Consider the following 15,623-nt stretch of genomic DNA (forward strand, 5'->3'; position numbering starts at 1 on the left):
AGAACACACCCGATCCTAGCGTCGCGGGCGGTCCAGGGTGGGCGACGCCACCACGCGGGCCGGGGCGAAGAGGGCCAGAATCGGGAGCATGGCTGATCAGGAATACCGGATCGAACACGACACCATGGGCGAGGTCCGCGTGCCTGCCGACGCGCTCTACCGCGCGCAGACCCAGCGGGCCGTGGAGAACTTCCCCATCTCCGGCCGGGGCCTGGAGCGCGCCCAGATCCGCGCGCTGGGCCTGCTCAAGGCCGCCGCCGCGCGCGTGAACCACAAGCTGGGCGTGCTCGACGCCGACGTCGCGGAGGCCATCGCGGCCGCCGCCGACGAGGTCGCCGACGGCAAGCACGACGCGCACTTCCCGATCGACGTCTTCCAGACCGGGTCCGGGACGTCGTCGAACATGAACGCCAACGAAGTCATCGCGACGCTGGCTTCGCGGGCCCTCGGCCGGGACGTCCACCCGAACGACCACGTCAACGCGTCGCAGTCGTCGAACGACACCTTCCCGACGACCATCCACGTCGCCGCGACCGAAGCCGTGCTCAAGGACGTCATCCCGGCGCTGGAGTACCTGGCCGGCGCGATCGAGGTCCGCGCCGCCGAGTGGGCCGACGTGGTGAAGTCCGGCCGCACGCACCTGATGGACGCGGTGCCGATCACGCTCGGCCAGGAGGCCGGCGCGTGGGCGTCGCAGGTCCGCTTCGGCGTCGAACGGCTGAAGTCCGGCCTGCCGCGCCTGGGCGAGCTGCCGATCGGCGGCACGGCCGTCGGGTCGGGGCTCAACGCGCCGGACGGCTTCGGCTCGTCGGTGGCCGCGGAACTCGCCACGGTGACCGGGCTGCCGCTGACCGAGGCCCGCGACCACTTCGAAGCGCAGGCGACGCAGGACAGCGTCGTCGAGACGTCCGGGCACCTGCGCACGGTCGCGGTGTCGCTGAACAAGATCGCCAACGACCTGCGGTGGCTGGGTTCCGGCCCGCGCACCGGCCTGGCCGAGCTGGCGCTGCCGGACCTGCAGCCGGGCTCGTCGATCATGCCGGGCAAGGTGAACCCGGTGATCCCGGAGGCGACGCTGCAGGTGGTCGCGCAGGTGATCGGCAACGACGCGGCGGTCGCTTTCGCGGGCGCGGCGGGCAACTTCCAGCTGAACGTCAACCTGCCGGTGATCGCCCGGAACGTCCTCGAATCCGCGCGGTTGATCGCGGCGGTTTCGCGGCTGCTGGCGGACAAGGTGTTCGCGGGCATCACGGTGAACACCGAACGGACGCGGACCTACGCCGAGGGCTCGCCGTCGATCGTGACTCCGTTGAACAAGTACATCGGCTACGAAGAAGCGGCCGCGGTGGCGAAGCAGGCGTTGAAGGAGCTCAAGACGATTCGCGAGGTCGTCATCGAGCGCGGGTACGTCCGCGAAGGGAAGCTCACGGAAGAGCAGCTCGACGAGGCGCTCGACGTGCTGCGCATGGCCCGCGGCGGCAAGTGATGAGCGACGCCGCCGAGCTCGGCGCCTTCCTGAAGGCGCGCCGGGCCGCCCTCGATCCCACCGACCTGGGCCTGCCCGCCGGGGTCATGCACCGGCGGGTCAAGGGCCTGCGCCGGGAGGAGCTGGCCCAGCTGGCCGGCATCAGCGTCGACTACTACACGCGGCTGGAGCAGGGCCGGGCGAAGAACGTCTCGGACGCGATCCTCGACGCGCTGGCCCGTGCCCTGCGCCTCACCGACGGCGAGCACGCCTACCTGCGCAACCTCGCGGCGCCGCAGCGCCGGGAAAAGCCCGCGCCGCGCGGAGTCCGGCCCGAGCTGCAGCAGCTGCTGGACGCCATCCAGGCGCCCGCGTTCGTCTTCGGCCGGTACCTGGACGTGCTGGCCTGGAACGCCCTCGGCGGCGCGGTCGCCTTCGATTTCGGGAACCTCGGCGAGCGCAACATCGCCAAGCTGTCGTTCCTCGGCGACCGCGGGAAGGAGCTGTACCCGGAGTGGGACGCGGTGTCCCGCGAGGTCGTCGCCAACCTGCGGGCCGAAGGCGGCAGGCACCCCGGCGACCCGGAGTTCGCCCGGCTGGTCGACGAGCTTTCCCGGGGCAGCGCCGAATTCCGCGCGCTCTGGGCCGAGCACGCGGTCGTGGAGAAGGCCCAGGGCTGGAAGGTGCTGGCGAACCCCGTGGTCGGCGAGCTGCGCCTGCGGTACGAGACGCTGCGGCTGCCCGACGACCCGGACCAGGGCCTGGTGATCTACCACGCCGAACCGGGGTCGGAGAGCGAACGCGGGTTGCGGCTGCTGGCCAGCTGGGTCGCCGAGACGCCGTTGACCAGGGAAAACACCCGGCCGATCTGAAATTGTCGGTGGTCCGGGTCATGATGTCCGGGTGCTGCTGAGCGAGTTGGTCCGCGCGTCCGCCGAACTGGCGGCGACCAGGTCCAGGAAGGCGAAGATCGCCGTCCTGGCCGCCGTGCTGCGCGCGGCGGAGATCGCCGAGCTGCCCGCGGTGGTCGCCTACCTCACGGGGCAGACGGCGCAGGACAGGCTGGGTGCGGGCTGGCGCACCCTGGCCGCGCTGGGCGCCGATCCCGCACCGGAGCCGGTGATCCCGGTGCTCGAAGTGGACGCGGCCCTGACGGCGGCCGCGGGCGTGGCGGCGGGCACCGGGTCGAACACGCGGCGGCAGGAGGTGCTGCGCGCGCTGTTCACCCGGCTGACGAAGGACGAGCAGCAGTTCCTGTTCCGGCTGGTCACCGGCGAGCTGCGGCAGGGCGCGCTGGAGGGCGTGATGGTCGACGCCATCGCGGCCGCGGCCGAGGTGCCGGCCGAGGACGTGCGGCGGGCGTTCATGCTGTCCGGCAAGCTCGGCGTCACCGCGGTCGCGGCGCTGACCGGCGGGCAGGCGGCGCTGGCGGAGTTCCGGCTCACCCTCGGCACGCCGATCAAGCCGATGCTGGCCTCGCCGGCGGAGTCGCTCGACGAAGCCGTCGCCGAGCACGCCGAGGCGATTGTCGAGTACAAAATGGACGGTGCGCGGATCCAGGTGCACCGCCAGGGCGACGAGGTGCACGTCTGGACGCGGACGCTGCGCGAGATCACCGGGAGCGTGCAGGAGCTGGTGGAGCTCGTGCGGGCGCTGCCGTGCGAGTCGGTGGTGCTCGACGGCGAAACCCTGGCCCTGACCGACGCCGGGCGGCCGCGGCCGTTCCAGGACACGATGAGCCGGTTCGGCAGCACCCGCGAGGAACAGGTCAAGGCGCTGCTGCTGCGGCCGTACTTCTTCGACTGCCTGCACCTCGACGGCGTCGACCTGCTGGACGCGCCGCTCTCGGAGCGCAACGCGGCGCTGCGCAAGGTCGCCGGGGCGCACGTGATCCCCGGCGAGGTCGGCACCGCGGGGGCCGCCGCCGTGCTGGAGGCGGCGATGGAAGCGGGCCACGAAGGGGTGATGGTCAAGGACCTGGCGGCCCCGTACGCGGCCGGGCGGCGCGGGCGGGCGTGGCTGAAGGTCAAGCCGGTGCACACGATCGACCTGGTGGTGCTGGCGGCGGAGTGGGGCCACGGCCGGCGCACCGGCACGCTGTCGAACCTGCACCTGGGCGCCCGCGATCCGGACGGCGGCCCGCCGATCATGGTGGGCAAGACGTTCAAGGGCATGACCGACGAGCTGCTGGCGTGGCAGACGAGGACGTTCCAGGAGATCGAGACCCACCGCGACGACTGGACGGTGTACGTCCGGCCGGAGATCGTGGTGGAGATCGAGCTGGACAGCGCGCAGGTTTCCACGCGCTATCCCGGTGGCCTGGCGCTGCGGTTCGCCCGGGTGGTGCGCTACCGCCCGGACAAGGACCCCGCCGAGGCGGACACGATCGACACGGTCCGCGGCCTGCTCCACGGCGACCGGACGGAAGGGGGCTGACGCAAGTCGCTGGTGCCCGCTCGCCGGCCAAAGTGGACGTCAGCCGGACCCCGGAGGGTTTTCGGCCATTCGGGCGTGCGCACCCGGGGCGCACCCACCCCGACGGTCCACAGTGGAGTTAAGCTCCGCGGATGCGCAGCGAGAAGCTCACCCGGGCCTGGTTCGCGGTCACCGCGGTCGTCGCACTGGCCGGACTGGTCACCCAGGTGGTCGCGACGGCCACCGACGCCGACGGGCAGGTCGCGAACCTGCTCTGCTTCTTCACGATCGATTCGAACCTGCTGGTCACGATCACCGCGGCCCTGGTCGCGCTGGGCCGGGCCCGCGGCCGGCTGTTCACCGTCCTCTGGCTCGACGCGCTGGTCGGCATCATCGTGACCGGCATCGTCTACCAGGTCGCCTTGGCCGGCCTGTACGAGCTGCACGGCCTTTCTCTCGTGTCGGACACGATGCTGCACAAGGTGACGCCGATCCTGTTCGTGCTCGGCTGGCTCCTGGCCGGCCCACGCGGGGCCCTGACGTGGCGCACGGTCTGGTGGTCACTGCTGTACCCGCTCGCCTGGCTCGCGTTCACCCTCCCGCGCGGGGCGATCACCGGCTTCTACCCGTACCCGTTCGTCGACGCGGGCGCACTCGGCTACGGCCAGGTGACGCTCAACTGCGTGTTCATCGGGCTCTTCTTCACCGCGCTCGCCGCGGGCGCTTTCCTGTACGACCGCCGGTTCGCGCGGGCCGAACCTGCCTAACCGCGGACGCGGCGGAACGCGTTGAGCCCGTCGGTCAGCCCGGCCCGCACCAGCGTCGGCAGCGCGCCGCGCCGGTCGGCCGGCTTGCCGGCGGCGATCCGGTGCATCTGCCGCGTGTGCCACTGGATCTCCAGCAAGCTGTCGGCCAGCCGGATGCCGGTCTTCGGGCAGAGCCGCTCCGCGCGGACGTCCTCACCGTCGAGCAGCCGGGCCGGCAGCCCGGGGTCGACGACGAGCGGCCGGCCCAGCCCGATCACGTCCACTTCGCCCGAGCGCAACGCGGCTTCCATCCCGCCCGCGGTGGTGAACCCGCCGGTGACCATCAGAGCGACGTCGGAGATCGCCCGCGCTTTCGCCGCGTAGTCCAGGAAGTACGCCTCGCGCGCCTGGCTGCTCGCGCGTCCGGAGCCCATCATCGCGGCCTTCTCGTAGGTGCCGCCCGAGACTTCCAGCAGGTCGATGCCGGCTTCGCCGAGTTCCCGCACGACCTCCAGTGACTCCTCCTCGGTGAAGCCGCCGCGCTGGAAGTCCGCGCTGTTCAGCTTCACCGACACCGGTACGGCGTCCCCGACGGCCGCGCGCACCCGCCGGACCACCTCGAGCAGGAACCGGCGGCGGCGGACGGCGTCACCGCCCCAGGCGTCCGTGCGGAGGTTCGTCAGCGGCGAAAGGAACTGTGACACCAGGTAGCCGTGCGCGCCGTGGATCTGGACGCCGTGAAACCCCGCGTCGGCGAAAGTCCGCGCCGCCACGGCGAAGCGCTCGATGATCGCTTCGATCTCCTCGCCGGTCAACGCGCGCGGCGGCGCGAAGGCGGTCCGGATGCCCCGGTTGCCGAACGGTACGGCGGACGGCGCCACCGGCTCGCGCGAGAGGTACCGCGGGCTCTGCCGCCCGGGGTGGTTCAGCTGCACCCACAGGTGGGCGTCCGTGCCCTCGACCGCCCGCGCCCAGTGCCGGAAGCCGCGCGGATCCGCGGTCGCGGCGACGTTGCGCGGCTCGCCGAGCGCAGCCGGGTCGACCATGACGTTCCCGGTGAGCAACGCGCCCGCCCCGCCGCGGGCCCAGGTCCGGTACAGCTCGAACAGTTCGCGGGTGGGGGCGTTGCGGCGGTCGCCGAGCTGCTCGCTCAACGCCGACTTCACCAGGCGGTTCGGCAGGACCGCTCCGCACCGCAGCTTCAGCGGTTCCGCCGTGAGCGTCATCGCGACACCTCTCCAACTTACTCTCGGTAAGGTGACTCGACGGTAGCATACCGCCGGTATGTCCTCTGCCCGGCGAACGACCACTAGGGTCGGGCGCATGACGGCGATCGTGCAGAACCTGGTGACCTCTGGCGTCTTCCGGCTCGACGGGGGCAGCTGGGACGTCGACAACAACGTCTGGCTCCTCGGCGACGACACGGAGGTGATCGTGATCGACGCGGCGCACGACGCGAAGGCCATCGCCAACGTCGTGGGCGAGCGGAAGCTGGCCGCGATCGTCTGCACCCACGCGCACAACGACCACGTCAACGCCGCCCCGGAACTGGCGGCCGCGACCGGCGCGCCGATCCTGCTGCACCCGGACGACCGGGTCGTCTGGGACCTCACGCACCCGGACCGCGCCCCGGACGGCGAACTGGCCGACGGCCAGAAGATCACCATCGCGGGCACCGAGCTCCGCGTCATCCACACCCCGGGGCACGCGCCGGGCGCGGTGTGCCTGTACGCGGCGGAGCTGGGTGTCCTGTTCACCGGCGACACGCTGTTCCACGGCGGTCCGGGCGCCACCGGCCGGTCCTATTCGGACTACCCGACGATCGTGCGGTCCATCCGGGAAAAGCTCTTCGCGCTCCCGGAGGCGACGAAGGTCCACACCGGACACGGCGAAGGCACGACGATCGGCGCCGAGAAGGCCGCGTCGGACGGCTGGGAGCAGCCCTAGGAAGTGTGCTTCCGGGCGACGAGGGCGAACTCCTCGATCGCCCGGTCGAAGGCGGCGCTGGCCTCCCGGACCGGCGTGGGCAGGAATCTCCGGTCGAACTTCCCGTCGTCGTCGAGCTCCCACCGGGTGTGGTGGAGTTCCATCTCCTTCCGGCGGAGCACGTTCGCCTGCTCGACCAGCTCGTCCGGCCCGCTCATCACGAGCAGCCCGTAGAACGCGCGCATCTCGGTGCGAGCCGTGTAGTACGCGTCATCGAACTCGATCTCGCGCTGCGCATCGGTCTCGGCCTCTTCGTGCAGCTGCCGGCGACGGTGGATCACGTTGATGTCGACGATGTGCTTGCGAGCCCGCGTCGCGGCCTCGATCAGCCCGGCACAGCGGTCGGCGCGGTCCTGCCGCAGCTTCGCCCGCCGCGCCGCGTTCAGCTTCAGCGGCTCGAGCAGCGCGCCCAGCGTCACGCCGACCAGCGAGGCCACCGCCGCGATGACCGCGGCACCGAGGGCCGTCAGCACGTCAGCCGCGGCGCGCTCGGCGACACCCGGACTCGCGACTTCGCTTCGGCCGCGAGCGCGAGCGCCCACTCCTGCAGCCCGGCGACGTCGATGCCGTGCGGTGGGCCGTCCCGGAACGGCTCGATGTTCGCCGCCCCGCGCTCCAGCAGGGACACCGCGCCGACGTTGTTGCCGCGCGCCGCGTGCGTCAGGCCCACCGCGAGCTGGGCGAGGCCGCGCCAGAGCTCGCGGTCGGGGCCGTCGGTGGTCTTCCAGGCGTCTTCGAAGACCTCGTGCGCGTGGAACGGCTTGCCGTCGTCGAGCAGCCGCTGGGCCTCCGCGAGCGTTTGCGCGGGGGTGCGCTCGATGCCTTCGGGCTGGCGTTCGACGCCGTCCGCGCCGTACGGCAGCGGTCGGCCGAGGCCGTCGCGCGGCCGTGCGTTGCGTGCCCGTCCCTCGGGGTCCCGGTCGCGGCGGCTCATGCCCCCGATCCTGCCACGGGCCCGGCAGGTAGTCTGGTGACTCGTGCGTTTCCTCGACGGCCACCGGCCTGCCCACGACCTGACCTACGACGACGTGTTCCTGCTGCCGAACCGTTCGGACGTGGAGTCCCGCTTCGACGTCGACCTCGCCACCGCGGACGGCACCGGCGCGACGATCCCGATCGTGGTCGCCAACATGACCGCGGTCGCCGGCCGCCGGATGGCCGAGACCGTCGCCCGCCGCGGCGGGCTGGTCGTGCTGCCGCAGGACGTCGACAGCGCCGCCGTCGCCGAGATCGTCGGCTGGGTGAAGAGCCGCCACACGGTGTGGGACACGCCACTGGTGCTCACCGGCGGTGACGCGGTCGCCGACGCCCTCAACCTGGTCCACAAGCGGGCCCACGGCGCTGTCGTCGTCGTGGACGGCGAAGGCCGCCCGGTCGGCATCGTCGACGAAGCGGCCTGCGCGGGCGTCGACCGCTTCGCGCGGCTCGCCGACGTCGCGCAGCCGCCGACCGTCGCGGTTCCGCTCACCACGCCGGCGCGCGAGGTGTTCGAGCTGCTGAACAGCCACGGCGCCCCCCTGGCGCTCGGCCTCGACACCGACGGCCGGCTCGCGGGCGTCCTCACCGCCGTCGGCGCCCTGCGCGCCGAGATCTACACCCCGGCCGTCGACGACGCGGGCAAGCTGCGGGTTGCCGCCGCGGTCGGGGTCAACGGCGACGTCGCGGCCAAGGCCGAAGCGGTCCTGACGGCCGGCGTCGACGTGCTGGTCGTGGACACCGCGCACGGGCACCAGGAGAAGATGATCGCCGCGCTGAAGGCCGTCCGGTCGGTGTCGCCGCAGGTCCCGGTGGTCGCCGGGAACGTGGTCACCGCCGAGGGCACGCGGGACCTGATCCAGGCGGGCGCCGACGTCGTCAAGGTCGGCGTCGGGCCGGGCGCGATGTGCACCACCCGGATGATGACCGGCGTGGGCCGCCCGCAGTTCTCCGCGGTCGCCGACTGCGCCGCCGCCGCGCGCGAGCTGGGCAAGCACGTCTGGGCCGACGGCGGGGTCCGCCACCCGCGTGACGTCGCGCTGGCGCTGGCCGCCGGCGCGTCCGCGGCGATGGTCGGCTCGTGGTTCGCCGGCACCTACGAATCCCCCGGTGACCTGCGGTTCGACGAGCAGGGACGGCCCTACAAGGAGTCGTTCGGCATGGCGTCGAAGCGCGCGGTGGGCGCGCGGACCCGCACGGACAACTCGTTCGACCGCGCACGCAAGGCGCTGTTCGAAGAGGGCATCTCGTCGTCACGGATGTCGCTGGACCCGCAGCGCCCGGGGGTCGAGGACCTGCTGGACTCGATCGGCTCCGGCGTGCGCTCTTCCTGCACCTACGCGGGCGCGCGAACCCTGGAGGAGTTCCACGAGCGCGCTGTCCTGGGGGTCCAGTCGGCCGCCGGCTTCGCCGAAGGCCGCCCCCTCCCCTCCGGCTGGTGACTCAGCCCGCGCAGCACACGTGCTCGGACCACTCCGGCACGTGCCACCAGTGCTGCTTCTCCGCTGATCGGGCCGCGGGCGCCACCTCGGTGGCCGCCCGCGCCTCCGGTCGGTTCCGGTAGGGCGCCAGCAACTCGCCGACCGTGCGCAGCACCCCGCCGACCAGCACGCTGCGGACGTTCGCGGCCGCCTTGATGTCCTGCAACGGGTTGCCGCTGACCAGCGACAGATCGGCGTACGCCCCTCGCTTGAGCACCCCGATCCGGTCCTCCAGGCCCAGCCACCGCGCCGGGTTGCGGGTGGCGGTGGTCAGCGCCTCGTACGGCGTGAACCCGAACGCGACCATCGCCCGCAGGTTCTGGTGGGTGGAGACGGCCACGTTGTCCAGCGGGGAGTCGGTGCCGGTGACCACGAACCCGCCCGCCCGGTGGATCCGCAGCACCATGTCGACGTTCCCGGCGAGGACCTGGCGGAGGTAGGCGTTCTCCGGGTTGCCCGCGGTGTCCGCCGTGGTCTTGAGCTGCTGGTACTCCCACGGCGGGAAGAGGACCTCGGTGCGCTCGTCGGTCACCAGCGACTTGTCGTCCGCGTACAACGCCCTCGAGGTGAACAGCGTCGGTGTGATCGACATCCCCGAGCGGACGAACAGCGCGATCGCGTCCTGGTACGACCGGCCGATCCGGCTGACCGTGTGCGAGTAGCCGAGCCGGTTGGTCGCCCCGGTGTGCTCCATCGCGTCCATGCCGATGTTCGCCGCCGGGTACAGGTAGTGCGACGACAACGGGATGCCCGCCCGGTGCGCGGCCCGGACCACCGCCTGCTGGTACGCCACGGGAAGCCGGACGTACGTCTTGATCATGTCGTACTCCAGCTCGACCGCGCGGGACAGCTCCAGATCCAGCTGGTCGGGCGACAGCGTCGGCCGCATGAAGTTGTAGTAGATCCGGGAGCCGTCGATGGCTTCGCCGGTGCCGAAATACCTCGGCCCGACCCGGCTTCCGGATTCCAGCGCCTCCCGCGTCTCCAGCATCTGGTACACCGGGTCGCCGGGCGAGCGGGTCGTGGTGATGCCGTAGGACAGCCACAGCCTGCCCTGCCGGTCGCCCCACTGCCGGCCGCGCAGGTGCCAGTGGTTGTGGAGGTCGACGAGCCCGGGCATGGCGGTCAGGTCACGCGCGTCGACGGTACCGGGCGCGTCCCGGTGCGGCCGGACGTCGGCGATCCGGCCGCCGTCGACGACGATGTCGACGTCCCGCCGCAGCGTCCGGGCGACGCCGTCCCACGCCGCGCCGACGTGGATGACGGTCCGGCGCGGCGGGCGCGGGCGGGCCCAGGTGAAGTCGAGCCGGATCGTGCGCGGCTCGCCACCGGTGATCTTCTGCGCCTTGAGCTGCCCCTTCGACAGGTACACGAGCGTGTCGTTCCCCTGCCAGGCCAGTGAGTCGGTGACGTCGTGGGTGACCTGCCGCGGCGCCCCGATCAGCCGTCCGGTGCCGTCGACCGGGGCGATCCAGGCGACGCTTTCGACCGTGAACGCGAGGTACCGCCCGTCGGGTGACCACAGTGGACCGTCGTCGCCGCGGGTGGCGAGCGACCGGAACGGCATCGGCTCGGCGTAGCGGAGTTCGTGCGTCTTCAGGTCGACCGTGAGGATCTGGCTCGTGCCTTCGCGGTACCGCCGCGAATACGGCTTCACCGCGGCCAGCGCGAGCACCGACCCGTCGGGCGACCAGGTGGGCCGGCCCGGCATGAACAGCGGGGGCGTCACCTGCTGGGCCGTGGCCGCGGCGACGTCGTAAACCCACGTGGCGCCGTCCTGGTCGGCGTAGGCCACGCGGCCGCCGTCGGGCGACCACCGCGGCGCGACCTGCGCGCCCGCCTGCTGGGTGAGGACGGTGTCCTGGCCGGTGCCGAGGTCACGCACCCACAGGTCGGCGGTGCCGAGCCGGTCGCTCGTGTAGAGCAGCTTCGTGCCGTCCGGGTGGAAGTCCGGGTCGGAGTTGAAGTAGCCGTCGCCGATCAGCCGCTGTGGCCTGCCCCCGGCCGCCGCGACGACGTAGATCGCGTTGAGGGCCCGGAACGCGATCCGCTTGCCGTCCTGGGACACCACCGGACCGGCGATGCCCCGGACGGGCTTCGGTGCGGCCGAATCCAGGTCGCGGATCCGCCGCCCGTAGTCACGCGGTGCCGTGGATACGCCCGCTTCGAACGGGATGTCTCTGACCGCGCCGGAAAGTTCGCGCCGCCGGAGGTGCCCGTCGGCGGTGTAGAGCACGGCCGACCCGGTCCAGTTCGCGGGGAAGCCGAAGACGTCCTCGCCCGTCGTGAGCTGCCGGTCGCCGAGCATGAGGTCCGCTTCGGCGCCGCGCAACCGCAGGTAGCTAGGCTGGTCGCCGGGGCCGAAGGCGGGGCCGTAGAGCTTGTCGGTGCCGGTCGCGGTGACCAGGCGCGTGCGGGCGCCCGTGGCCGGGGTGACGACGTCGATGGCGGTGTCGTTCACGGTGAAGACGAGCTTCGTGCCGTCGGCCGACCACCGCGGCGACGCCTCTTCGTCGGCGGTGGAGACCACCGTGCTGATCGCTCCGGAGGCGACGTCGAGCAGGTGGATGCCGTAGCTGCCGTCCCGGTCGCTGCTGAAGGCGAGCTTGGTGCCGTCCGGCGAGAACGCGGGCTCGCGGTGGTCGAACCGCCCGCTGGTGAGCTTGCGCGGCGTCCCGCCGGCGGCGTCGACGACGTACAGGTGGAAGTTGCCGTCGCGGTACGACTGGAACGCGATCCGGCGGCCGTCCGGCGACCAGCTGGGGAGGGTGGCGTCCTGCAGGTCGTCGGTGAGCCGCCGGGCGCGGCCGCCGCCCGCGGGCAGGACCCAGATCCCGGTGACCAGGTCGACCGCGATCCACCGGCCGTCCGGTGACAGCGCGGCGGCCATGTTGGTGCCCTCCCGCAGCACCACCCCGCCCGGTCCGGCGTCCGGTTCGGCCTCGGCCACCCCCGCCCCGGCCACGGTCAGCGCGGCAGCGGCGGCACCACTGCGGACGAGAAGCTCACGACGAGAAAGATTTTCCGGCCCCATCCGGCCCACTATGCCCAGCGCCGGATCGACCGCATAGCGGCCGAGCGGGTTTTTCACCGGAAGCCCGGCAAACGCGGAAACGCTTGCCGGGCCCCGGCCTCGGTCAGCCGTGGTCCTCCAGCATTTCGGTGACCAGGGCGGCGATCGGCGACCGCTCCGAGCGCGTCAGCGTGACGTGCGCGAACAGCGGGTGGCCCTTCAGCTTCTCGATCACCGCCGAGACGCCGTCGTGCCGTCCGACGCGCAGGTTGTCACGCTGGGCGACGTCGTGCGTGAGCACCACCCGTGACGCCGTGCCGAGCCGCGAAAGCACCGTGAGCAGCACGTTGCGCTCCAGCGACTGGGCCTCGTCGACGATCACGAACGTGTCGTGCAGCGAGCGGCCGCGGATGTGGGTCAGCGGGAGCACCTCGAGCATGCCGCGGTCGAAGACCTCGTCGAGGACGTCCTGGCTGACCAGCGCGCCGAGGGTGTCGAACACCGCCTGTGCCCACGGCTGCATCTTCTCGCTCTCGGACCCGGGCAGGTAGCCGAGGTCCTGGCCGCCGACCGCGTAGACCGGCCGGAACACCACCACCTTGCGGTGCTGGCGGCGTTCCATCACCGCCTCGAGACCCGCGCACAACGCGAGCGCCGACTTGCCGGTGCCGGCCCGGCCACCCAGCGACACGATGCCGACGTCGGAGTCGAGCAGCAGGTCGAGCGCGACGCGCTGCTCGGCGCTGCGGCCGTGCAGGCCGAACGCCTCGCGGTCGCCGCGCACCAGCCGGATGCGCTTGTCCGCCGTGATCCGCCCGAGCGCGCTGGAGCTGCCCGCGAGCAGCCGCAGCCCGGTGTGGCAGGGCAGCCCGGCGAGCTCGTCCATGCCCCATTCGACCGGGTCGACGGTGCTGCCGCCGAAGAGCGCGTCGATGACCTCCTGCTGGACGTCGACGTCCGCCATGCCCGTCCAGCCGGACGGCGTCACTTCCTGCGCGCGGTACTCGTCCGCCTCGAGACCCACGGCCCCGGCCTTGACCCGCAGCGGGATGTCCTTCGTCACCAGCGTGACCGCCTGGTTCTCGGCCGCGAGGTTGAGCGCGCAGGCGAGGATGCGGTGGTCGTTGGAGTCGGTCCGGAACCCGGACGGGAGCACCGACGGGTCCGAGTGGTTCAGCTCCACCTGCAGCGTGCCGCCGTGGTCCCCGATCGGGAGCGGCGCGTCGAGCCTGCCGTACTGCCGGCGCAGGTCGTCGAGCATGCGCAGGGATTCCCTGGCGAACCAGCCGAGCTCCGGGTGGTGGCGCTTCGCCTCCAGTTCACTGATGACGACCAGCGGCAGCACGACGGCGTGCTCGGCGAACCGAGTCACGGCCCACGGGTCCGAAAGGAGGACCGACGTGTCGAGCACGTACATGTGCTGCTGGGATTCGGGCGAGGTCGGGACTTTCTCCGGGCCGGAAACGGCACCGGTCGAAGAGTGGCCAGAGGCCTTACGGGGCAAACGCTGCGCAGTCACGACGGCATCTCCCTCGAGGGCGTGTGCACCTCACGCCCGCACTCGCTGGGCCGGGCACCTCCCTGGCTGGACCACTCCTCCTGACCGGGGTCAGGTGGCGCGGCCACGAGGGCCGGGTGCCGGCCCCCTCGAGCGTCTCGTGGGCGGCTGAGCCGCCCCCTCGATCACCGCCACGACCAGGGCCTCCCGCGAGGACTCGCACGGAACGCGCGCCCTCACCTCGGAAGGTACCCACGAATGCGGGATCGCGCAGGGAGCCAACACGGTGATTCGCCAGATCGTCACCTCACCGTCGGTCGTCCGAAATCAACTCTCGGTGCGCTCCAGGGCCGGTGACCAGCGGCTTTTCGAGTGTTTCACGACCCGAACCGGCGGTGCCGCCAGGCGTAGTCGCGGATGGCACGCAGGAAGTCGACCCGGCGGAACGCGGGCCAGTACGCCTCGGTGAACCAGAACTCCGAGTGCGCGGACTGCCACAGCAGGAACCCGGAAAGCCGTTGCTCGCCCGAGGTCCGGATGATCAGGTCCGGGTCCGGCTGGCCCGAGGTGTAGAGGTGCTCGGAGATGTGGTCGACGTCGAGGATCTTCGCCAGCTCGTGAATGGACGTTCCCTCGTCGGCGTGCTGGCGCAGCAGCTTGCGCACGGCGTCGGCGATTTCCTGGCGTCCGCCGTAGCCGACCGCGATGTTGACCTCCATCCCGCTGCGCCCCTCGGTCCGGGCGGCGGCCTCGCTCAGTCGCTTTGCGACATCGGCGGGGAGCAGGTCGAGCGCGCCGACGATCCGCAGCCGCCACGGCGTGCCGGGGGCCGCGAGCTCGTCGGTGACGTCGGTGATGATCTTCAGCAGCGGCGTGAGCTCGTCCGGGTCGCGGTTGAGGTTGTCGGTGGACAGCAGCCACATGGTGACGACCTCGACCTCGGCCTCCTGACACCAGCTCAGGAAGTCCGCGATCTTCTTCGCCCCGGCGCGGTGACCGTCCGAAACGTCCGCGAAGCCCGCTTCCCGGGCCCACCGGCGGTTGCCGTCGAGCATGATGGCGATGTGCCGGGGATGCCGGCCGGCGGCCTGCTGGATGAGGCGCCTGCCGTAGGCGCTGTACACGACGTCGGACAAGAAGGAGCGAACACTCACGTCGAGTCAGCCTACGCACCCCGGTGTGAGGCGTGTGACTTGAGCACTGCCGGAGAACCTACGCTGCCGTAACCTGGAGGGGTGAGCCTGATGACGGAACCACCTGAGCCTGTCGTGGACCTCCGCCCCCGGCTGCGCGGGCACATCCACTTCTGGACGTTCTTCGGTGCCCTGGTCGCGGCGGCGACGCTGATCAGCCTGGCGGCGTCCACAGTGTCCCCGGTCGCCGCGCTGGCGACGTCGGTGTACGGGCTGACGGTGCTCGGCCTGTTCGGCGTGAGCGCGCTGTACCACCGCAAGTTCTGGAGCCCGCGCGCGTACAAGTGGATGAAGCGCGCCGACCACTCGATGATCTTCTTGTTCATCGCGGGGACGTACACGCCCTTCACTCTGCTGGCGATGTCGAAGCCGACGGGCTACGTGATCCTGTCGATCGTCTGGGGCGGCGCGATCGCCGGGGTGGCGCTGAAGATGCTGTGGCCGAACGCGCCGCGGTGGCTCGGGGTGCCGATCTACATCGCGTTGGGCTGGGTTGCGGTGTTCGTCTTCCCTGAGCTCGCTTCGCATGCCGGGATCGCCGCGCTGGTCTTGTTGTGCGTGGGCGGGCTGTTCTACACGCTGGGTGCGGTTTTCTACGCCGTGAAGTGGCCGAACCACTGGCCGGAGACTTTCGGGTACCACGAGTTCTTCCACGCCTGCACGGTATTGGCCGCGGTTTCGCACTACATCGCGATCTGGCTGGCCATGTACGCCTGATCCGGAAAAGCGCGGCCCCCGCTCGAAGTCGAGTGGGGCCGCGCTTTTTCTCCTGGCTCCGATGAGCCGTGGTTGGTTGATACCACCGCCACCCGGGTGGTGACCCTCACCGGCGGAAGCCGGCGCGGCGACGG

Annotated in this window: 13 protein-coding genes; 7 read left to right on the plus strand and 6 right to left on the minus strand. The window is 71.7% G+C overall.

The genetic code is table 11. The annotated features are described in order from the left end of the window. The first annotated feature begins 88 nt into the window (after positions 1 to 88). The 4 genes from IE317_RS30880 to IE317_RS30895 all read left to right on the plus strand — a co-directional run bounded on the left by IE317_RS30880 (position 89) and on the right by IE317_RS30895 (position 4,647). On the plus strand, positions 89 to 1,486 hold the full coding sequence (locus tag IE317_RS30880) for a class II fumarate hydratase (RefSeq protein WP_191314874.1): 1,398 nt from the start codon (positions 89 to 91) through the stop codon (positions 1,484 to 1,486). Further along, positions 1,486 to 2,337, plus strand: coding sequence for a helix-turn-helix transcriptional regulator (locus IE317_RS30885; RefSeq protein ID WP_191314875.1), 852 nt, complete (start codon positions 1,486 to 1,488; stop codon positions 2,335 to 2,337). Before IE317_RS30880 ends, IE317_RS30885 begins: the two co-directional genes overlap by 1 nt. 31 nt (positions 2,338 to 2,368) lie before the next feature. Then, positions 2,369 to 3,901: an ATP-dependent DNA ligase gene (locus IE317_RS30890; RefSeq protein WP_191314876.1), complete on the plus strand. Its 1,533-nt coding sequence runs from the start codon at positions 2,369 to 2,371 to the stop codon at positions 3,899 to 3,901. Positions 3,902 to 4,032: 131 nt separating this feature from the next. Beyond that, positions 4,033 to 4,647, plus strand: coding sequence for a Pr6Pr family membrane protein (locus IE317_RS30895; protein WP_191314877.1), 615 nt, complete (start codon positions 4,033 to 4,035; stop codon positions 4,645 to 4,647). Here IE317_RS30895 and IE317_RS30900 read toward each other — a convergent pair. Beyond that, a complete protein-coding gene (locus tag IE317_RS30900) occupies positions 4,644 to 5,852 on the minus strand; it encodes an NADH:flavin oxidoreductase/NADH oxidase family protein (RefSeq protein ID WP_191314878.1) in 1,209 nt (402 codons plus the stop codon). The genes IE317_RS30895 and IE317_RS30900 overlap by 4 nt on opposite strands. A 97-nt stretch (positions 5,853 to 5,949) precedes the next feature. Between IE317_RS30900 and IE317_RS30905 the strand changes: the two genes are divergently transcribed. Then, positions 5,950 to 6,573 carry an MBL fold metallo-hydrolase gene (locus IE317_RS30905; protein WP_191314879.1) on the plus strand — a complete coding sequence of 208 codons (624 nt, stop codon included), beginning with the start codon at positions 5,950 to 5,952 and terminating at the stop codon, positions 6,571 to 6,573. On the opposite strand, the gene IE317_RS30910 is transcribed toward IE317_RS30905, so the two are convergent. Continuing rightward, positions 6,570 to 7,085, minus strand: a complete 516-nt coding sequence (locus IE317_RS30910; RefSeq protein ID WP_191314880.1) for a hypothetical protein — start codon at positions 7,083 to 7,085, stop codon at positions 6,570 to 6,572. The genes IE317_RS30905 and IE317_RS30910 overlap by 4 nt on opposite strands. Then, on the minus strand, positions 7,079 to 7,546 hold the full coding sequence (locus tag IE317_RS30915) for a DUF309 domain-containing protein (protein WP_191314881.1): 468 nt from the start codon (positions 7,544 to 7,546) through the stop codon (positions 7,079 to 7,081). The genes IE317_RS30910 and IE317_RS30915 overlap by 7 nt, the downstream gene beginning before the upstream one ends. Positions 7,547 to 7,589: 43 nt before the next feature. Here IE317_RS30915 and IE317_RS30920 point away from each other — a divergent pair, with 43 nt between their 5' ends. Further along, positions 7,590 to 9,029 (plus strand): GuaB1 family IMP dehydrogenase-related protein, encoded by a 1,440-nt coding sequence (locus tag IE317_RS30920; RefSeq protein ID WP_191314882.1) that lies wholly within the window; start codon positions 7,590 to 7,592, stop codon positions 9,027 to 9,029. Position 9,030: 1 nt separating this feature from the next. Here the strand turns inward: IE317_RS30920 and IE317_RS30925 are convergent, their stop codons facing one another. From IE317_RS30925 to IE317_RS30935, 3 genes are all read right to left on the minus strand, one after another. After that, positions 9,031 to 12,102: an amidohydrolase family protein gene (locus IE317_RS30925; protein ID WP_229903012.1), complete on the minus strand. Its 3,072-nt coding sequence runs from the start codon at positions 12,100 to 12,102 to the stop codon at positions 9,031 to 9,033. Between the two features lie 103 nt (positions 12,103 to 12,205). Beyond that, on the minus strand, positions 12,206 to 13,498 hold the full coding sequence (locus IE317_RS30930; RefSeq protein ID WP_191314883.1) for a PhoH family protein: 1,293 nt from the start codon (positions 13,496 to 13,498) through the stop codon (positions 12,206 to 12,208). A gap of 458 nt (positions 13,499 to 13,956) precedes the next feature. Beyond that, positions 13,957 to 14,733, minus strand: coding sequence for an isoprenyl transferase (locus IE317_RS30935; RefSeq protein ID WP_191314884.1), 777 nt, complete (start codon positions 14,731 to 14,733; stop codon positions 13,957 to 13,959). 90 nt (positions 14,734 to 14,823) lie between these two features. On the opposite strand from IE317_RS30935, the gene trhA reads away from it, so the two are divergent. Further along, positions 14,824 to 15,489, plus strand: coding sequence for a PAQR family membrane homeostasis protein TrhA (gene trhA, locus IE317_RS30940; protein WP_191314885.1), 666 nt, complete (start codon positions 14,824 to 14,826; stop codon positions 15,487 to 15,489). Positions 15,490 to 15,623 lie beyond the last annotated feature (134 nt).

It is taken from the genome of Amycolatopsis bullii (assembly GCF_014654205.1).
Lineage (GTDB): Bacteria > Actinomycetota > Actinomycetes > Mycobacteriales > Pseudonocardiaceae > Amycolatopsis > Amycolatopsis plumensis.

Excerpts from the sequence above, each read along its gene's own strand:
- IE317_RS30880 (WP_191314874.1), top strand. The coding sequence starts at position 89 with ATGGCTGATCAGGAATACCGGATCGAACACGACACCATGGGCGAGGTC.
- IE317_RS30885 (WP_191314875.1), top strand. The coding sequence starts at position 1,486 with ATGAGCGACGCCGCCGAGCTCGGCGCCTTCCTGAAGGCGCGCCGGGCC.
- IE317_RS30895 (WP_191314877.1), top strand. The coding sequence starts at position 4,033 with ATGCGCAGCGAGAAGCTCACCCGGGCCTGGTTCGCGGTCACCGCGGTC.
- IE317_RS30900 (WP_191314878.1), bottom strand. The coding sequence starts at position 5,852 with ATGACGCTCACGGCGGAACCGCTGAAGCTGCGGTGCGGAGCGGTCCTG.
- IE317_RS30905 (WP_191314879.1), top strand. The coding sequence starts at position 5,950 with ATGACGGCGATCGTGCAGAACCTGGTGACCTCTGGCGTCTTCCGGCTC.
- IE317_RS30915 (WP_191314881.1), bottom strand. The coding sequence starts at position 7,546 with ATGAGCCGCCGCGACCGGGACCCCGAGGGACGGGCACGCAACGCACGG.
- IE317_RS30925 (WP_229903012.1), bottom strand. The coding sequence starts at position 12,102 with ATGGGGCCGGAAAATCTTTCTCGTCGTGAGCTTCTCGTCCGCAGTGGT.
- IE317_RS30930 (WP_191314883.1), bottom strand. The coding sequence starts at position 13,498 with ATGTACGTGCTCGACACGTCGGTCCTCCTTTCGGACCCGTGGGCCGTG.
- trhA (WP_191314885.1), top strand. The coding sequence starts at position 14,824 with ATGACGGAACCACCTGAGCCTGTCGTGGACCTCCGCCCCCGGCTGCGC.